Consider the following 15975-nt stretch of genomic DNA (forward strand, 5'->3'; position numbering starts at 1 on the left):
CTCAGCCACCGGGCGATCGGTTACTCAACAGCGAAGAGATATTGCCTCTGTCGGCAGGCGGTGCGTGGTCGCGCCTCGATTCTGCATGACCAAGCTGCTTCTCATTGTGCGCGGGCTTCGGAGTGCCGGATGGATCAGCGATGAGCATGTCGTTCGAGAAATGCCCCGCAAGGCGTGCACATGCCGACCAGGCTCAGGCTTGTTGGTTCCGGCGCGCAGGGAGCAGCTTGTTTGATGACGTCGACATGATCGGCATGTCGATCTTCGTCGGCAGAGCATGCCTGGCCGAGCTTCTTGCGCCCGGCTTGTGTGCCGCTGCTGCTGGTCGAGGCTGCGTTGCGGCCGCGTCGGTGTTGAGCCTGCGGTCCGCGGATCACTGTGGACGAGAGGTTGGCGTGTCGGTTGACTTGTCTGCGAGATCGTAGGGGGCGCGATCGGAGCCGAGCTCGGACACACCCTTCCCTAGTTCGGTCCGGAGCAACGTCTGGAAGCTGTCATCATAGGTCGCGATGCCGGTGCGGATCGCCGCTCTCCACTGATCGCCGCGATCCCATGCCTCCGTATAGGCGGCCGCCAGGTCCGCCTGCTGCCTGTTGGCGATCATCGCTTCGATGATCGATCGGGCCTGCAGCCGATCCTTTGCGCTTTTTGCGGTCGCATCGCGGTCCTCCTTGCGGCGGGAGCCGACGATCAGCTTGTGGATGGCGTAGCGTTCGGGCGATGGAATGAGGACCGGCACGCCCGGACCGTGCAACAGCACCGCGCGGATCGGCTGGAAGATCAGGTAGTCGAGGAAACGGAGCGGCAGTGCCGCTGCCCCGCCGAGGGCCGGCATCGGGACCGGCCTGCCTGCCTGGTCGTCCGACCACTGGTTCGGCGTCAGGAATTCAACCTTGAAGTTGCCCCTCGACGTGAATTGGGTGGAGACCCTGCCGTCGGCCTGGCTCGGGACCTCGCGGAAGGTCGGATCGACTTGGCGCAGCACCTCCAGGATGGGAGGCATGGAATCCTTGACCGCCACCGAGATTTCGTGGAATTGCGCAAAGTCGGCGTCGCCGGTCTGCATGGCGGCCGCATCAAGGCGTCGACCGAGCACGGCGGCGTAGCACTGATAGGCGACAGTGCCGACGAGCACGCCCCTCATGCGGAAGAAGCCGGCCTTCGCCAATTCTTCCACCACCTGGCCAGCCATCGGCAGAGGACGCGGCAGATAGGCCTCGCGCGTCAATGTGGAAACGAGACGGCGACGTCCCTTGAGATCGGCCTTCAGATCCTTGAATGCTTCGACCCGCTTGGTGATCTCTGGATCGTCGACGGGACCGACATAGCGGCGGTGTTGGCCGGCGCCTTCGGGCTTCGGCGTGTCGAAGTACCAGTATTTTTTGCCCTTCACCTCGACCGCTACGAAGCGGCCGCTCATGGAAAATTCGGAGGTGAAGCTCTCGTCCAGGCTTCGCTGGACAAGCTCCGAATAGAGCGTCTGGTAGCTGATATCGAGGGCTTGGTTCGACGGCATCTCGGAACCTCGCTATACTATTTTCGCGAGAATAGTATAACCACCGGTATTCTGGAACATTTCAGCTATACTATTCTCGCAAAAATAGTATAATACTCATTAATTTCAATTCCTTGGACACACAAAAGATGAATTCCACGAACGCTCCTGGATGGAACACGAACGCTCCTGGACGGAAACTGACTGACTTTCCGAGCATCCGGCCACTAGCGTCCAATTCCGCGCTTGATGCCGATCGACCAGGAAATGCCCTCCCCGCCGACCTGACCGGTGACCAATTGCCCGCGCGCCCGCTCCAGCACCGGCCGCCAGGGCACCAGCGCGAACTCATGGGATCGCTCGATCAAGGCGAACCGCCCACTGTGCAGCGTGAGCACGCGCCGGTAGACGCCCTCAACCTTGTCGCCGGCCTTGACGTCGACATGCTCAAGCCCGGTGCGCGCGGATATGTCGGCCGCAGTCCTTGCCAGCTCACGGGCCTCGAGCGTCTCGAGCATGTTCAGCGCGTACCGCGCTTGCCCCCCTTGCTCTCGCGCCAGCCCCTGCTCGATCAGCCATTGCCGCCTGGTTCGCAATGCGGTCTCGACTTCCGCCCCGAAGCCAGCCGACACGAACCCATCGGGCTCCTTGCCAATCAGCTTGCGATCAAGCCACGTTGCTCCCAGCGCCTGCGGCAGATCTTCGAGTCTCTGCCATGACAACACCGCGACGCGTACCGGATTGCGCGAGCGCTGCAGCTTCTCGTATCGGAGCGCCCGGTCGAGATAGTCGTCGCCGACATTCCAGCTCCCGTCGGCAAGACGGCTTACCATTGCCTCACGCCGCATCGCCTCCAGACGCCGTACGTGCGATCCGACATATTCGCTCGATGCCTGCGGGTCGAACTCCCGGTGCAGGCGGTCGCTAGCGAACCGGAATCAAACCGGATCGAAGTAGTGCATCTCCAGGAGCAGACAGCCGCCGACGGATTTGAACGGACCGTGCGGCGCGTGCGGAGGCCGGCAGGCGTAAGTGTTCGGCGGGAAGCTCACGCCGCCCTCGCCCTTGTCATCGTTGCCGACGATCAGGTCGCCCGAGACGAGATAGACCTCTTCCCAATACTCGTGCGAGAACGGCGCCGTCGTATAGACGTCGGGCGCAAAACGGAGCAGCCGGGTTCTCGTACCGTGCCGATTCTCCTCATCTCGGCCGCCGGCGATGATCTTCTGCTGGATGCCGGCCGGATAGCCCGCGGGCGTTTCCCACCCGGTGGTCTTAACGAGCGTGTAGAATTCGTCGTGCTTCTTGTTGACGGGCATGTGTTTGCTCCCTGATTCAGGCGGCTTTGCTGGAGGTCGAGACGCCGTTGAGGTCGTAGGAATCGAGCATCGTCTGCACCAACCGATCGGCGCCGGTCCAGTCGTAGGTGCGATAGGAATGGCCCTTGGTAACGAAAGTCGCGCCGGCGTAGAACATCTCGTATTGCTGATGGTGCGACCCGAACTCGGAGCCGACGGCGTCCCAAGCGAGCTTGTAGAATTTCACGCGGTCGTGCGAATTGGCCTTCGGCGACTGCTGCGTCTGGTCGATCAGGGCAGCAATCTCCGGGTTGCCGAAGTCCGCCACCGACGAAGGCAGCATGATCATGCCGCCGCCGGCGAGCTCGCGCAGCGTATTGATGATGTGGGCGTAGAGCTGCTGCGTCAGGACCTGTGCGGAATAGAGCGTGTGCCGATCCGGGATGAAGTAGGGACCGACCTGCGTGCCCTTTGCCTCCATCGCAGCCACCAGCGCATCGACCATGCCGGTCTCGGCTGCGAGCTGACCGAGCATTTCGCGAACCTGCGGGAATTGCGTGACGCCGTTCATTTCGGCGATCCGATGCGCAAGGCCAGTCAGGAACGTGAGCTTCACGCTGAGAGGGACCATCGCCTGGTAGTTTTGGTAGACGTGACAAGGCATGGCGTGGAACTGCTTCTGGCACATCTCGACGTTGCCCTCGATGAAGACGCGATCCCAAGGCACCTTCACGTCGTCGAAGCAGAGAACTGAGTCATCCTCGTCGAAGCGGCTCGACAGGGGATTGTCGAACACCGCGCTCGCAATGCCATGATTTGGCGAGGAGATTGACCGCGTGAACGATGCACTCCTGACGGCGTCGAAACCCGAACTGCTCGACAAGGAAGGAGACCGCACGCTTCGCGGCCTGCTCTACGATTATTTCGCGTTCGGACGCAGTCTTGAGGCCTGCCGCGAAATATTCGCGGGCTTCGTCGACCTGTCGCCCACCCAATATCTGATATTGATTGCGATCAAGAATTCGACTGCGGAAGAACCGATGGGCGTGAAATCAGGTCGCCGAGCGGCTATATCTGAGCGGCGCCTTCGTCACTAACGAGATCAACAAGCTGGTTTCCGACGGCCTGCTCGAGAAAAGCCCCCACCCCGAAGACGGACGACGGGTGCAACTTGCGCTCACCCAACGCGGAATGAGCCTACTAATCCGCCCTGCCGCTTTGCAGCGCCCGGTCAACGACGCCTTGTTTAGCATGCTGACGCGTGAGGAGTTCAAAGTGCTGTCCCAGTTGCTGTCACGGCTCGCTTCGAACGCCGACAACGCGTTGAAACTCGCCGAACACGCCAGAGCGACGCTCAAACTTCAGGAGGATCAGAACGCCTCCCGAGCCAAGGCACCTAAGCTTCGTCAGAAGCGGCCAGCAGCACGTCATGGCCCGCTGTAATTCCCGTTCTGCGCCGTGACGGAGCAAATCGTGGCCAATGGTAGCGGGAGTCCGCTACATGAGCAGGCTAGCTGACCTAGTCAGGTCAAGGCCAATTCTTAGGTCCGACCAGATCGCGCCAGACCTCTCGCTGTCGCGACGATACCATATTCAGAAGGTCGGGGTCGATGACGCCTGGACGATCAACCTATCCCATGCGCCAGGCACACCACCGCGATCGCATCGACAATGCGCTGGTCGAGACTGGCGTAAGCGCCCAGATCGGTCTGTGCAGGCACCGACCGGACGATCTCAGGGCTCGCCGACGCCGCGACGAAGGTCGTCTGGCGGATAGCCCTAGCGCCTTCTGTTTGTCGCGAACGGATAGAGCTGATTCGGCGGCTGGCCGCTCGTGCTCGGCGACGTGATTGCATGACGCGATGCCTACCGTGCTCGCCAGCCTGCGTCGCTCTGCTTTTGCTTCGGCCGGGCCATATAGCTTCCCGTAGCGTCCCTGCGCCTCTTGAACGTCAAAAAAAGCAAAATGGCTCCTCGCGGAGCCCCGAAATCTCGCCGAACGTTTCGCTCCAATTCAAATCGTGCGTCTTGCCATTTCACGCCAATCTTGTGGAATAATTCAGCTATCGATCGCGCAAGTCATATGCGATGGGACGCGTGCCGACGTTTACCAGCAAGTTGCTGCCGCCTGTAGACAACGGGCTGGACTTTCATCAAACGCGCGAAAGTGCGGCTGAAACTACTTGCACTGGAATAGCCGAGGAATTTTGCGACGTCGGACAGGGGCTTACTCGAGTCTACGAGCAGCCGGCAAGCCAAATTCAAGCGAACCTCCGCAAGCATTGCGCGGTAGCTTGTGCCCATACGGCCGAGATGACGCTGCAACGTCCGCGAGCTGATCTTGCATGCGCGAGCTGTGCCATTTATGGTTGCGTCACCATGTCGCAGCGACGCGACAATGGCCGCGCGGATCGCTTCGGACGAAGGCAAACGGACGGCTCTCATCTGTTGGTGTGAGGCACGAAGTCTATGCTCCGTCTAGAGAATACCAGATGCTTCGACGCCATGGGCATTCCGGGCCTCCTTCCGGCCGACTGTCCGGAAAAACTGGGGCGCCTTTCGATCACCCAGTGGCTCTCGTTCAACCATTGTCGAGCGCACGTAATGCTGCGAGGGTACGGAGAGAGAATTCATCGAAACGCAGCACGAAGGGCTTAGCTTTCCTCCATTCCGGTCGTAGTTTTGATCTCAAGTAAGCCTATGCAGCGAATTGTTGGCCGTCTGGCCATAAGCCGCCAAAAAAGCCGGCAAGACCCGCATCGAAGGAGTGGCTCGCAGCCGATCGCTGGGGTGCAGAGAAAGGTGCATGCCGGGAGGGGGCAGCGAACTCTTCCATTTTTGCCGGCCGCGCCAACGCCCGGTCCCAGCGAAACTCCCGCCGACAGGCAGCATCCATTTTACAATCGAGGGGCGGCCCGGTGGCAAATATTCATTTGACGCGCTGCCAGTTCCTCATTCCTTTCGCTGATATCCTTAGCGAAATCGGCGCGTCGACGGGTTCGTTTCTGGCAAAATTTCATCTTCCGACATCATTGGAAGAAAAGGCCAATCACTACGTTCCGATTCTGCGAGCAATCGACTTCGCGGAAATCGCCCGGAGATCACAAGGTATTCCGGATTTTGGATTCCTCGCCTCCCAACGTCTGCACTATTGTCACCTGAGCGAGAAAACCCGGACTCTGATCGGCCATGCCCCAACGCTGTTGGTCGCGCTGCAACAGGCTTGCAAATGGGCATCGATCGAGGACTCGAACTTGAAGAATTGGATCGAGCGCCACGACGGTCACGTGAAGTTTTGCAGCAGTCTCACTGGAACAAAAGGACTCCTGCATCTCGAGCATTCACAATGGCTTCAGAATATTTTCCCCATATACATTGTCCGGCAATTCGCCGGACCGGATTGGGCTCCTGCTACAATCGCGTTTGAAGCCCGGTATACGCCGAGCCCCGCGTGTCAATCATTCTGGCCAAACACGCGTTTCCTGTCGGGACAAGACGCATCGTGGATCGACGTGCCGATCTCGCTCCTCAGCCTTCCCAATCGCGCAAAGGAGCAAGTGCCCTCCTTGCAAGACGATCAGGCTGGCCCGTCAGGTCATGACATCATCGCAACGCTCAAGTTGATGTTGCCGTCCTACCTCGACCAGGGACTTCCGGCTCTCGCTCAGGTTGCGGAGATGGCTGGCGCGAGCGCGAGGAGCTTGCAACGTAAGCTGGCGTACGCCGGCATGACATACTCGGATCTGCTCGACACCATCCGGTTCGAGAATGCCAGCAAGCTCTTGCGCGACACGGATTCCAAGATCATCGAAATCGCATTCTCCTCCGGCTATACGGATCCAGCGCACTTTACGCGCGCCTTCCGCCGCATTACCGGCGTTACGCCGCGGCAGTTTCGTGCGCAATCGCGGCCGGGACAAGCGCCTGCCTTGGGCGCCATGCTGCCCGAATGATTGAAGGTATCCCTTGATTCGACACGACATCAACGTCGATCGATCGGACCCGGCTTCGCTGGATGGGAGCGCCACGACTTCGGGTGGGATAGATCCCTCCTCCTTTGCGCCGAGGAGCTGAAGCGCCGGTCTCCATCAACAGAACGCTGCCGACGGTCAGGTCGGTGCGGTGCGTGTGCCGCGAACGCGCGGGGCCCTCATGCTCGAACGCACATCAGGCAAACCTAAAAGTCCGGACCAAATACGTCATCGTTGAACTGGGCCGAAGCGTCATCGTTTTCCATGCTGTTGATCAGGTTCTCTTCGGGATTCGTAAAGCCGCCTGCCGAGAGCGTAGTTGCCGGCAATGCACCATAACTGGCGCGATATTTGTCCATAGCGGCCACGCTGCCGACATACGCACAGGTACATCCGGAGGGATCCGCGTAAACGTAGTAGGGACGTCCGCTCCTCTGCCGCAGCTGAAATTGATTGGACGGGAACAACATCAGCCGATTCAACAGCTCCGGCGTGGTCGCAGCGACAGGGCTGAATCCCGATGAGATCAACAATTGACCAGTTGATTGCTGGGCGTAACCGCGAGCACCCGAGCACAACTGGACAAGAAGAGTGACCGAAACGAGGGCTGCAATACTGCCTGCAGATCGAAGACCCATTTTTTCTCCGGAGATATCTGGATGAGCTACCAATTGGAGCCGAGAGTGAAATGGAAGGCGGCTATAAATATGCCGTATACGAACCGATCCAGACCAGGATCGACATCAACAGGCCGATGACGCCGGCGTTGTCCGCGAACACGGTGGCGGTGCCCGGCATTCCGAGCCGGAGTTGGCTACGGTCGATGGTCTTCGGGATCGAAATAGCAGCCGGATAAGCCTTCGCGCCTCCGATCGAGCCGACCCGCGCCAGCGTACCTGAGACCGCGATCTGGCCCTGCCCCACGCCTTGGGGGATAGCCATGACCGTCGCTTCGTGGATGCGGCCAGGGTCGTCGTCGAAGACGAGCTTGACCCACGCGCCGGGCTTGATGGTCCGGAATCCGTTCGGCGGGAACATGCCGGTGATGACGATATCGTTTGCGACGATGAACGACATCACCGAGCGCGCCGGCATGGCGCGGTCGCCGACCGACAGCGCCATGATCGTAACGACACCGTCGCCGATAGCGCGGATCGTCGTCTGCTCGAGCTCCCACTTCGCATGGTCGAGCTGGGCCTGGATCTGTGCGACGGTTGTGTTGACGCCGCCGATTTCCGACTCCATCGCCAATTGTGCGCTCAGCTGTGCGGCCTTGGCCGCCTGAAGCTGAAACTCGACCGTGTCGTATTGCACCTGGACGTCCTGCAGACGAAACGCGGTCTGCGCCTCCTCGCTGACGAGCTTGCGGTAATCGGAAAGCCGCTGGGTGTGAAAGGCGAGCTGCTTGGTCAGTCCATCGACATTCGCCGTCGCCTGCTCGTAACTGGCCTTCAGTTGCTTGACCTGCTGGCGTGCCTGGGCGAGCGATGCCTCGAGCTGGTTGACCTTGTACTGGAACGGTGCCGGATCAATGCGAAACAGCACCGCGCCGGCCTTCACCGGTTCGTTTGGCTTGACCGGGATTTCGATCACCTCGCCGGAGACATTGGGCGCGACCTCCATGACGCGGGAAATCACGACTAAGCTTCCCGACGGGGTCAGGTAGTTGAACATCGCGAGGAATACCGCGAGGATGAACGCGCCAAGCAGCACGGTGACGGTGCCGGACGCCCAGCCCCATCGGACCAGCTTGAGCCTCGAGAAAACGAGCCAGACCAGGACCAAATAGAGCGTCAGGATGATGAGCACGATGATCTCCTGCATCTGTCGTGCACCGGGATTGAACACTCACAAGGGCGGTGCCATGCCCGTGCCGGCCGGATGCGTGCAATTGCGACTCTGTCGCCGCGCATCCGGCCGATAAAAATTCGATCTCTAGGACGCGCGCTTGAAGCCGGGAGGCTTCCACGTCCCTTCACCAGCTGGCAGAATCGATGGCGGCGTGGTTTTCGGCCAGTACAGTCGCATCACCACATAGATCGGGCCATCCGGCGCCGGCAGCCAGTTTGCCTCCTTGTCGGCTCCCGGAGACTTGTTCTGGACGTAGATCGTCAGCGAGCCGTCGGAACCGCACTTCATGTGCGGCAGCATCGGCGAGTTGATCAGGTAGCGGTTGATCGGGTTCTTCACCAAAAGCTGCGTCTTGCCGTCATACATCGTCACCGACCAGAAGGCGTTGACCGGCGGCAGCTGCTCCGCCGGGAAGGTAAGCGTGTAGCTCGACTTCGAGCAGTCGAGTTCTTTGCCATCGACATCCACCTTGCCCAAAGGATACATGGCCTCCACCGCGTCGTTGCCATAGATGCCGGCCTTCGCGGCTGCCGCGCGCATAAGCCAGTCGCCATGGAAGAATGCGGCATCGCCGAACGGCGCGCCGACGCGCCAGCCGTTGATGTCCTTGCCGAGGGTCGCAACGGCCTCGCTGACCTTGCGCTCGCCCTCCTTCATGCCAAGCAGGATCTCCGCCTTGTCTTCCAGCGACAGGCTGCGGAAATCGAAGCTCTTCCCTGGCCCCACGCCGATCCGCGCCAGCTGCTCGCGGATCCAGCGATCTTCCGGCAGCGCCGGCGCGAATTGAAGCGCGAAATCAAGGTATTCGAAGAACTCGGTGCGGACGAGGTCCTTCTCGAATTTGGGGAAAGAAGGCGCCGGCGCCGGCGAAGGCGCCGGCTGATTCAGGAAGCTGGAAAGCGGCTGCGCCTTGTAGCCGGCCTGAATCTTCTTGACGGCCTCGATATCGGCCGGGTCGAACAGCTGCGTGCGTAAGAGCCCCAGGCAAAAATCGGTGGTCGACCGGAATACCTTCTTGATGCCGGCCGGTGTCACGCCGGTCCATCGCGGGCCGACGATCATATAGCTTCCGGCATCGCTGCCGGTGGCGCGCGTCCCGACATAGCCGAAATTATACGTGTTGAGGTCGTTCAACTGCAGCGAATAGTAGCGCTTGGGGTCGATCGCCGGCACCGAAAAGACAAGCGGTTCGGCCCGCAGGTCCAGCCAAGCGAACGAATACGGCGTGTCGCTGTTGGGGGTGATCACGGCGGTATCTTCGTATGTGAAGACGCGCGCCTCGTTGAACAGTGTATTGAACGGCGCCTTGTACTGGCCCGACGACTTGTCGACAGCGTACTCGTTCATGACGCCGTAGGCCATCACCATCGGCAGGCCATAGATGAAGCCGGCCTCTGCGATGTCCTTGGCCTTGAAGAATCCCGGACGTTCCGACCACTGGGCCCAAGCCTGGCTTGATTGGGCGCCAGCAGCGGCGACGCCTGCCAGCGCGGCAGATCTCAGCAAATCGCGCTTCGTCAGCATGTTCGGGCTCGATCGCTTTTGCATCAACCTACTCCGTTTCCGTGGTGGACGGGCCTGACACGCCAAGCGTCTTTTCGTCCGCTCGCCAACCTAACGAAAAAGCGGCCACCCACTATGCAAATTCGGCAATCTCCAGCCCCGCGCGAAGCAATGGTCTGAAATCGCGCTCAGTTATTGCCAGCGCGGGGTCTTCGACTTCGGCATGCGCCCGCTCGGATCCCCGGCTCGCCAAGCGATTGGTCGGATGGGCCTCCGACCAAGGTCAGAAACTGCATAGCCGATGCTGGGAAGTACGGGCTAGCCTGCCTTGCGCGGCACGAGATGGAGCGCCGCAACGCTGCCAAAAAGCCGCCTTGAACGAAACCAATCCCAGGAAACAACGATGGACATCACCCGCCGTTTTGCGCTGAAGACCGGACTTGCCGCCGCTTCCACCGCACTGACCCCGTCGATCCTCCGAGCGCACGAAGGCCCAGTATTTGATATCGTTGAAGGGGCGGAAGATTTTTGGCTCGCCACCGACGCCTATGTGTTCGGTTATCCACTTGTCACAATCGAGATGACCCGCCGGGTCTTCACCAACGTCGTCAAAGCGGAGGGCACGCGCGCTCCAATGGGGCAAATCATCAAGCTGCGTCAGTATCCGGATGCCTCGTTTCGCGATGTGACAGCACCGAACGCCGATACGCTCTACACCACTGCATTTTTCGACGTCGGCAAGGAGCCATGGGTGTTGAGCATTCCCGACATGAAGGACCGGTATTTCCTGCTGCCGATGCTCGACGGCTGGACCAATGTGTTCGCCGTGCCCGGAAAACGCACAACCGGCACCGGGGCGCAGACCTATGCAATCACGGGTCCCGGCTGGAGCGGCACGCTTCCGTCCGGCGTCAAGGAATTGAAGGCCCCAACCAACATCGTCTGGTTGCTCGGCCGGATCTACTGCACGGGCACTCCGGAAGACTACGCAGCCGTCCACGCCTTGCAGGACCAGTTCAAGCTGGTGCCGCTGAGTTCCTACGGAAAGGACTACACGCCGCCCTCGGGCAAGGTCGATCCGTCCATCGACATGAAGACGGCCGTGCGCGAACAGGTCAACCGCATGGATGCGGCCGAATACTTCGCCCTGCTCGCCCAGCTGATGAAAGTGAACCCTCCCTTTGCTGCTGACGCGCCCGAACTCGCGCGGTTCGCCAAGATCGGTCTTGTCCCGGGCCAAGACTTCGATGCCAGCAAGCTGGACGCGGATTTCGTCAAGCGCATTCCCCGCGCCGCTTTCGATCGCATCATGCTCCAGCTCAAGGTCAACGACGCCATCAAGAAGGTCAACGGATGGATCTACGACACCAAGACCGGCGTCTACGGGACCGACTATCTCAACCGTGCGCTGGTCACCGCGATCGGGCTCGGCGCGAACCGCAACAGAGACGCGGTTTATCCGCTTTCGCTAAAGGATGCAGACGGTAGCGACTATCACGGCTCGAACAAATACGTCATGCGTTTTCCAAAGGGCCAATTGCCGCCGGTGAGCGGCTTCTGGTCCGTTACCATGTACGATGCCAACTACTTCTTCGTCTCCAACCCGATCAATCGGTACTCGATCAGTCCGCGACAGAACCTCAAGGTCAATCCGGACGGCTCAACGGACCTGTACATCCAGAATCAATCCCCGGGGGCCGACAAGGAGTCGAACTGGTTGCCTGCACCGACCGGCAAGTTCATCCTGATGCTGCGCATGTATTGGCCGAACGAGGACGACCCGTCGATCCTCGACGGCACTTGGTCGATCCCGGCGGCCAAAAAAGCGACGTAAATTTAAGCGACGGGCAAGGGGACGCTTCGCGGCGTCCCCTTGCCCGTCACGCTGCGCAGCGATTATCTTGAGCAAACGATCTCACATCGTTGTAAAAAGCTCCCCGTGACCAACGATGCGCTAAGCTTTCGTTGCGAGCGCTCGCCCTGACTCCAATGTAGGCGGCGGCGCAGGTACCGGTCGCGGAGAAAAGTAGCCATGCTGATCGACACACCGACCGCCGCGCACCTGTCGCAGGTCATTTCGCAAGTAGCGGCGCCCGCATTTCTCCTTGGCGCAGTTGCGGCCTTCGTGTCGCTTTTGATAGGGCGCATGAATCGCGTCGTCGACAGGCTACAGGCATTGCACGCTACGGCCGACGATGACCGTTCCGGAACGCACCCTGATATCCCACACCTCAGGCGTCGCGCTGTGCTTCTGAACAAGGCAATCGTTCTCGCGACGGTCAGCGCAATCGTCACCTCGCTGCTGGTGATCCTGGCGTTCGTGTGTACCTTCTTTCGATTCCAGCATGAGTACGGCGTTGCACTGCTCTTTGTTGTCGCTCTCAGCTTCTTCACGCTCTCGCTTGTAGATCTGGTGCGCGAGGCCCGCCTTTCACTGCATGACCTCAGTCATCACAAGCCCAATCCGTAGCAAGCGGCCGGCTCAGCCGGGCTCTTTCGCGTTGTAGCGCCAAGACCCGAAATCGCCTCGTTTCTGGACGGGCCGGCACTTCCTCGAGTCGAGAGAATCATCGTCCAGTGCCGGCTGGACGCAAATGGTACACAAGGCGCATCAGCCAGAGGCTGGCCCGGCGCAAGGACGCCAGGCCACACTCCGCGCGGTCCCGCTAGTAGCACGGGGGATAGGGATAGTACCCGCAAACCGGCGGCCGATAGTAATACGGGTGGTAAGCGTAGGCGGCCGCAGCGCCAGCCGCCGCGGCGGCTCCGGCATAATACGCACCTCGATAGGCCGTGCGTCGCGCAACGCCAGCGAATGAAAGCGGCGTAAACGGAAGGCCGATGATGTCGATGAAGACAGAGGCAGGACCGTCGGCGCCCTTGACGTCACCTTCGAGAATATCGACATCGAAGGCAAGGTTATCACCTTCGAGCTTGGGATTCTTCAGTGTGACAACGACATCGCGCACGGTGCTGCCGTCCTTCTGGAATACGGACACCGTGGCGTTGGGCGGATTCTTTGCAAAATTGTCGCTGCCGGTTCCCCAGTCTTCGACGATATGGCTGGTCAGATCGTGACCGGCCGAGCGAACCGGCCGATCCGCAAATATGATCGCATTTGGCGCGACGCCAGTGAGGACCAGCTTGCCGGGCTGCACGTTCGCGCCCCTGGAGTTGAAGACGATCAGTGATGGAACGACCTGGGGTTTGTTGGCCCCGATCGTCTTCAGCGGCGCATGGGACGCCGTGTCTTGCGCCAAGACCATGTTTGTGGCCGCCAAAGCACCGAGAAAAGCAATCGCACGCATCGTATTCGACAGCATGATCAACTCCGGAATAGTGGATTACCTGGACCCAGGCATGATGAAACAAGAATGGAGGCCGGCCGAATTGGACGACCTCCTTTCTTCACTAGTAACCGAACTTATAGTTGAGGCGGAGCGCCAGCAGACTCGCGTCCGTCTTGGTGTTGGCGGTGATCGACGTGATGCGCCCGAGTGACGGCGTCAGGAACGTGTTGCTCTCGTTTACCCGCCACAGATAGTCGTACTCGATGCCGGCCGTCCAATTCGGAGAGAAGCCGTACTCGAAGCCGACACCCACGACGCCACCCCAGCGGGTCCGGTTCGCGAAGGCGAGGCCCGTGCCGCTCACATTGTCGATGATGGCAAAGTCCTGGCTGCCAACCGCGCCGCCGCCCTTGACGTAGAACAAGGCCTCGTTGGCCGCGTAGCCCAGTTGAGCCGTGAAGAGGCCCAGGCCGGCGAGGGTGGACTTGTAAGTACGTGTCGGGTCCTGCGCACTGATGCGCGTGTTTCGGATGTTGGCCCAGTCGCCCTGCGCTTCCAGACCGTACACCAATTGTCCGGCCTGCCAACGATAGCCAAGCTGGCCACCGATGATGCCGCCGCCCTTGCTATTGCAGCCTTCCGCGAAGACGCCGCCAATTCCATTGATTGCGGTGATATCGATGCACTGGTTGCTCCAGCCATATCCGCCGTTGATACCGAGATAGAAGCCGGACCAGTTGTACATCATGGGCGCTGCGATCGGCGCCGCCTTGTACGCCGGCCGCTGCGGAAGATCGGCGGCCTTTGCAATACCCGTGAACGCAACGGACATCACCGCCGCTGCGGTAAGTAAACTGATTTTCTTCATCGCCTGCAAGCCTCATTGAACGTGGAAAACACATGAGCCACTTGCCATCGACCTTGTCTCAGTCGGTATGCAGAAACTGTCACCGCCGACCAATTCTTAGCGGTGTTGCACCAAAACCCCACTTCGAGGTCACGGCACGTTGCCAGACCTCAATGCGCGAGACCGGCGATATGTCTCGGATGGCAACTCGCCGAACAGCGACCGGTAGTGGCCGGCAAATCTGCCGAACTCGGTGACGCCGTGTGCCGACAGGATATCGACGACTCTGACCGATGCACCGTTGTCGCGACTGATCTCGTGATAAACCAGGTTTAGCTGCCGAAGCCTCAGATAGAGCTTTGGCGAGAAGCCGAGATAGCGCTCGAAAGCACGCAGCAAGGTGCGGTATTCCACCTTGGTCGCTTTCACGATGTCCTTGATATGGACGATGCTTTCCGACCTGGTCCCAACGAACTCAAGCGCCTCCAGAACGATTCGCTCGTACGAGAGGGTGTACTTGTTGGGCAGGAAGCTTTGGCTCAGGCGATTATCCCGGATGCAAGCCAGCTGATCCATCAGGGCGTCCTCTGCCTCCCGCGCCATCATAGGCCGGTCAGCGAAGGCAGAATCGGAGAAGGAACGCAGAGCCTGCCTCGACACCTCGATCAGTTTCGATTTGATCGGCTCCGGCAACCGGACGAGATGCTTGGCGGTCTTCGGCGAAGCCTGAGTTGTGGCCGCAGGGAGCATGTTCCTCGCGATGCTCTCCTCATTGGGCAGCGACCACGCCACCCATTCGACATGACCGGAGCGGACAAAGGTGAAGTGACAGTTCGGCGGGAAAATGACCAGGTCAGCCGCCTGGCATGGCGTACCATCGAGCACGACGCGATCGTCGAAGTTCGACGACTGGATGATCAACGTTGTAAAATTCGGGTCGGTCACGCCACGCGCAATCCCGGGGCCGCCGTCGGTGCCAAACTGAAGCATCGTCCGATTCAATGCGAGAGACTTCACGCCCCAATCGTGAGAGGACGGAGCGGATTTCAGAAATGTCACCCTCGCGCCTCTAATGGCGTCGGTGTATTGCCCGAAATCATTCAATTCAAGATATCCCGCCCGTCTGAGCGGCAATTCAAGAGAAAAATAGAACCGGCTATGCCGCTCTTAGTAACAGTGCGCACAGCGGATCGGTCGGCAACGTGCGACCGATCCGCCCTCAGACATCTACTTCATCTGGATGCCCATCATTTCCCGCTCCGCCTTGAACACGACGGCAATAGCGTCGATGATGAGCTTTTCGGGATGTGCCTTGCAGTAGACGATGACTTCGTGCTCCACGAGCTTGCCCTTGCGCAGGTCGAGGAAATGCTTCTTGGCAAGGCCGTTGTACCAGCCGCTGTACCAGGCCGTCAGCGCATCGGCGTCCTCCTGGTAGGTCCCGGCGAGTTGCGCGCAGGTCAGCTTCTGAACATCGATGAATCCATTCGCGTCGACATAGGCCGACAGCGGGGTCTGGGCCCTGGCAGACACCATTGTGGCAATCAGCAGAGCTACGGAAAGCAGCAGTCTCGAACGCATTGGGGATCCCATTGTGATGAATCGGATGTAGAAAGATCTCAGACGACTTTCAGAGGCCGGGCGCCTTCGCGCGCGACTGGCATCCGAGCTGAAAAGCATCGGCTCGGATGCACGATCAGGATCAAGACAGTCCTATCGG

17 protein-coding genes are annotated in these 15975 nt (G+C 60.0%); 5 read left to right on the forward strand and 12 right to left on the reverse strand.

Going from position 1 to position 15975, the window contains the following annotated elements; genetic code table 11:
- Positions 1-373: 373 nt before the first annotated feature.
- The 4 genes from J2R76_RS11620 to J2R76_RS11635 all read right to left on the reverse strand — a co-directional run bounded on the left by J2R76_RS11620 (position 374) and on the right by J2R76_RS11635 (position 3589).
- Entirely contained in the window at positions 374-1516 is a 1143-nt protein-coding gene (locus J2R76_RS11620; RefSeq protein ID WP_253623968.1) for a GSU2403 family nucleotidyltransferase fold protein, read from the reverse strand.
- A 206-nt stretch (positions 1517-1722) separates the two neighbouring features.
- Positions 1723-2412, reverse strand: a complete 690-nt coding sequence (locus tag J2R76_RS11625; RefSeq protein WP_253590458.1) for a DUF3363 domain-containing protein — start codon at positions 2410-2412, stop codon at positions 1723-1725.
- Between the two features lie 21 nt (positions 2413-2433).
- Positions 2434-2814 carry a hypothetical protein gene (locus J2R76_RS11630; protein ID WP_057017180.1) on the reverse strand — a complete coding sequence of 127 codons (381 nt, stop codon included), beginning with the start codon at positions 2812-2814 and terminating at the stop codon, positions 2434-2436.
- 16 nt (positions 2815-2830) lie between these two features.
- The gene (locus J2R76_RS11635) at positions 2831-3589 is read right to left on the reverse strand and encodes a 4-hydroxyphenylacetate 3-hydroxylase family protein (RefSeq protein WP_253587192.1); all 759 of its coding nucleotides are present in this window, start codon (positions 3587-3589) and stop codon (positions 2831-2833) included.
- 40 nt (positions 3590-3629) lie between these two features.
- Between J2R76_RS11635 and J2R76_RS11640 the strand changes: the two genes are divergently transcribed.
- Positions 3630-3890: a hypothetical protein gene (locus tag J2R76_RS11640; RefSeq protein ID WP_253623969.1), complete on the forward strand. Its 261-nt coding sequence runs from the start codon at positions 3630-3632 to the stop codon at positions 3888-3890.
- A gap of 67 nt (positions 3891-3957) precedes the next feature.
- Positions 3958-4236, forward strand: a complete 279-nt coding sequence (locus tag J2R76_RS11645) for a hypothetical protein (protein ID WP_253623970.1) — start codon at positions 3958-3960, stop codon at positions 4234-4236.
- A 636-nt stretch (positions 4237-4872) separates the two neighbouring features.
- Here the strand turns inward: J2R76_RS11645 and J2R76_RS40605 are convergent.
- Positions 4873-5238: a helix-turn-helix transcriptional regulator gene (locus J2R76_RS40605; RefSeq protein ID WP_082653779.1), complete on the reverse strand. Its 366-nt coding sequence runs from the start codon at positions 5236-5238 to the stop codon at positions 4873-4875.
- A gap of 473 nt (positions 5239-5711) precedes the next feature.
- Here J2R76_RS40605 and J2R76_RS11655 point away from each other — a divergent pair, with 473 nt between their 5' ends.
- Positions 5712-6746 carry a helix-turn-helix transcriptional regulator gene (locus J2R76_RS11655; RefSeq protein ID WP_253623971.1) on the forward strand — a complete coding sequence of 345 codons (1035 nt, stop codon included), beginning with the start codon at positions 5712-5714 and terminating at the stop codon, positions 6744-6746.
- A gap of 224 nt (positions 6747-6970) precedes the next feature.
- On the opposite strand, the gene J2R76_RS11660 is transcribed toward J2R76_RS11655, so the two are convergent.
- From J2R76_RS11660 to J2R76_RS11670, 3 genes are all read right to left on the reverse strand, one after another.
- A complete protein-coding gene (locus J2R76_RS11660; protein WP_253623972.1) occupies positions 6971-7402 on the reverse strand; it encodes a hypothetical protein in 432 nt (143 codons plus the stop codon).
- A gap of 61 nt (positions 7403-7463) precedes the next feature.
- A complete protein-coding gene (locus J2R76_RS11665) occupies positions 7464-8588 on the reverse strand; it encodes an HlyD family secretion protein (protein WP_253623973.1) in 1125 nt (374 codons plus the stop codon).
- Between the two features lie 111 nt (positions 8589-8699).
- Positions 8700-10139, reverse strand: a complete 1440-nt coding sequence (locus J2R76_RS11670) for a DUF1254 domain-containing protein (protein ID WP_253625998.1) — start codon at positions 10137-10139, stop codon at positions 8700-8702.
- A 382-nt stretch (positions 10140-10521) separates the two neighbouring features.
- Between J2R76_RS11670 and J2R76_RS11675 the strand changes: the two genes are divergently transcribed.
- Positions 10522-11952, forward strand: coding sequence for a DUF1254 domain-containing protein (locus J2R76_RS11675; RefSeq protein ID WP_253623974.1), 1431 nt, complete (start codon positions 10522-10524; stop codon positions 11950-11952).
- Between the two features lie 198 nt (positions 11953-12150).
- On the forward strand, positions 12151-12588 hold the full coding sequence (locus tag J2R76_RS11680; RefSeq protein ID WP_076826362.1) for a DUF2721 domain-containing protein: 438 nt from the start codon (positions 12151-12153) through the stop codon (positions 12586-12588).
- Between the two features lie 196 nt (positions 12589-12784).
- Here J2R76_RS11680 and J2R76_RS11685 read toward each other — a convergent pair whose 3' ends face one another.
- From J2R76_RS11685 to J2R76_RS11700, 4 genes are all read right to left on the reverse strand, one after another.
- Positions 12785-13441 carry a hypothetical protein gene (locus J2R76_RS11685; protein ID WP_253623975.1) on the reverse strand — a complete coding sequence of 219 codons (657 nt, stop codon included), beginning with the start codon at positions 13439-13441 and terminating at the stop codon, positions 12785-12787.
- A gap of 88 nt (positions 13442-13529) precedes the next feature.
- Complete coding sequence (locus tag J2R76_RS11690) at positions 13530-14276, reverse strand: outer membrane protein (protein WP_076826360.1); 747 nt, start codon at positions 14274-14276, stop codon at positions 13530-13532.
- A gap of 129 nt (positions 14277-14405) precedes the next feature.
- Positions 14406-15245 carry a helix-turn-helix domain-containing protein gene (locus J2R76_RS11695; protein WP_253623976.1) on the reverse strand — a complete coding sequence of 280 codons (840 nt, stop codon included), beginning with the start codon at positions 15243-15245 and terminating at the stop codon, positions 14406-14408.
- Between the two features lie 237 nt (positions 15246-15482).
- Positions 15483-15836, reverse strand: coding sequence for an HdeA/HdeB family chaperone (locus J2R76_RS11700; protein WP_253623977.1), 354 nt, complete (start codon positions 15834-15836; stop codon positions 15483-15485).
- Positions 15837-15975: the final 139 nt, after the last annotated feature.

It is taken from the genome of Bradyrhizobium sp. USDA 4532 (assembly GCF_024171315.1).
GTDB lineage: Bacteria > Pseudomonadota > Alphaproteobacteria > Rhizobiales > Xanthobacteraceae > Bradyrhizobium > Bradyrhizobium australafricanum.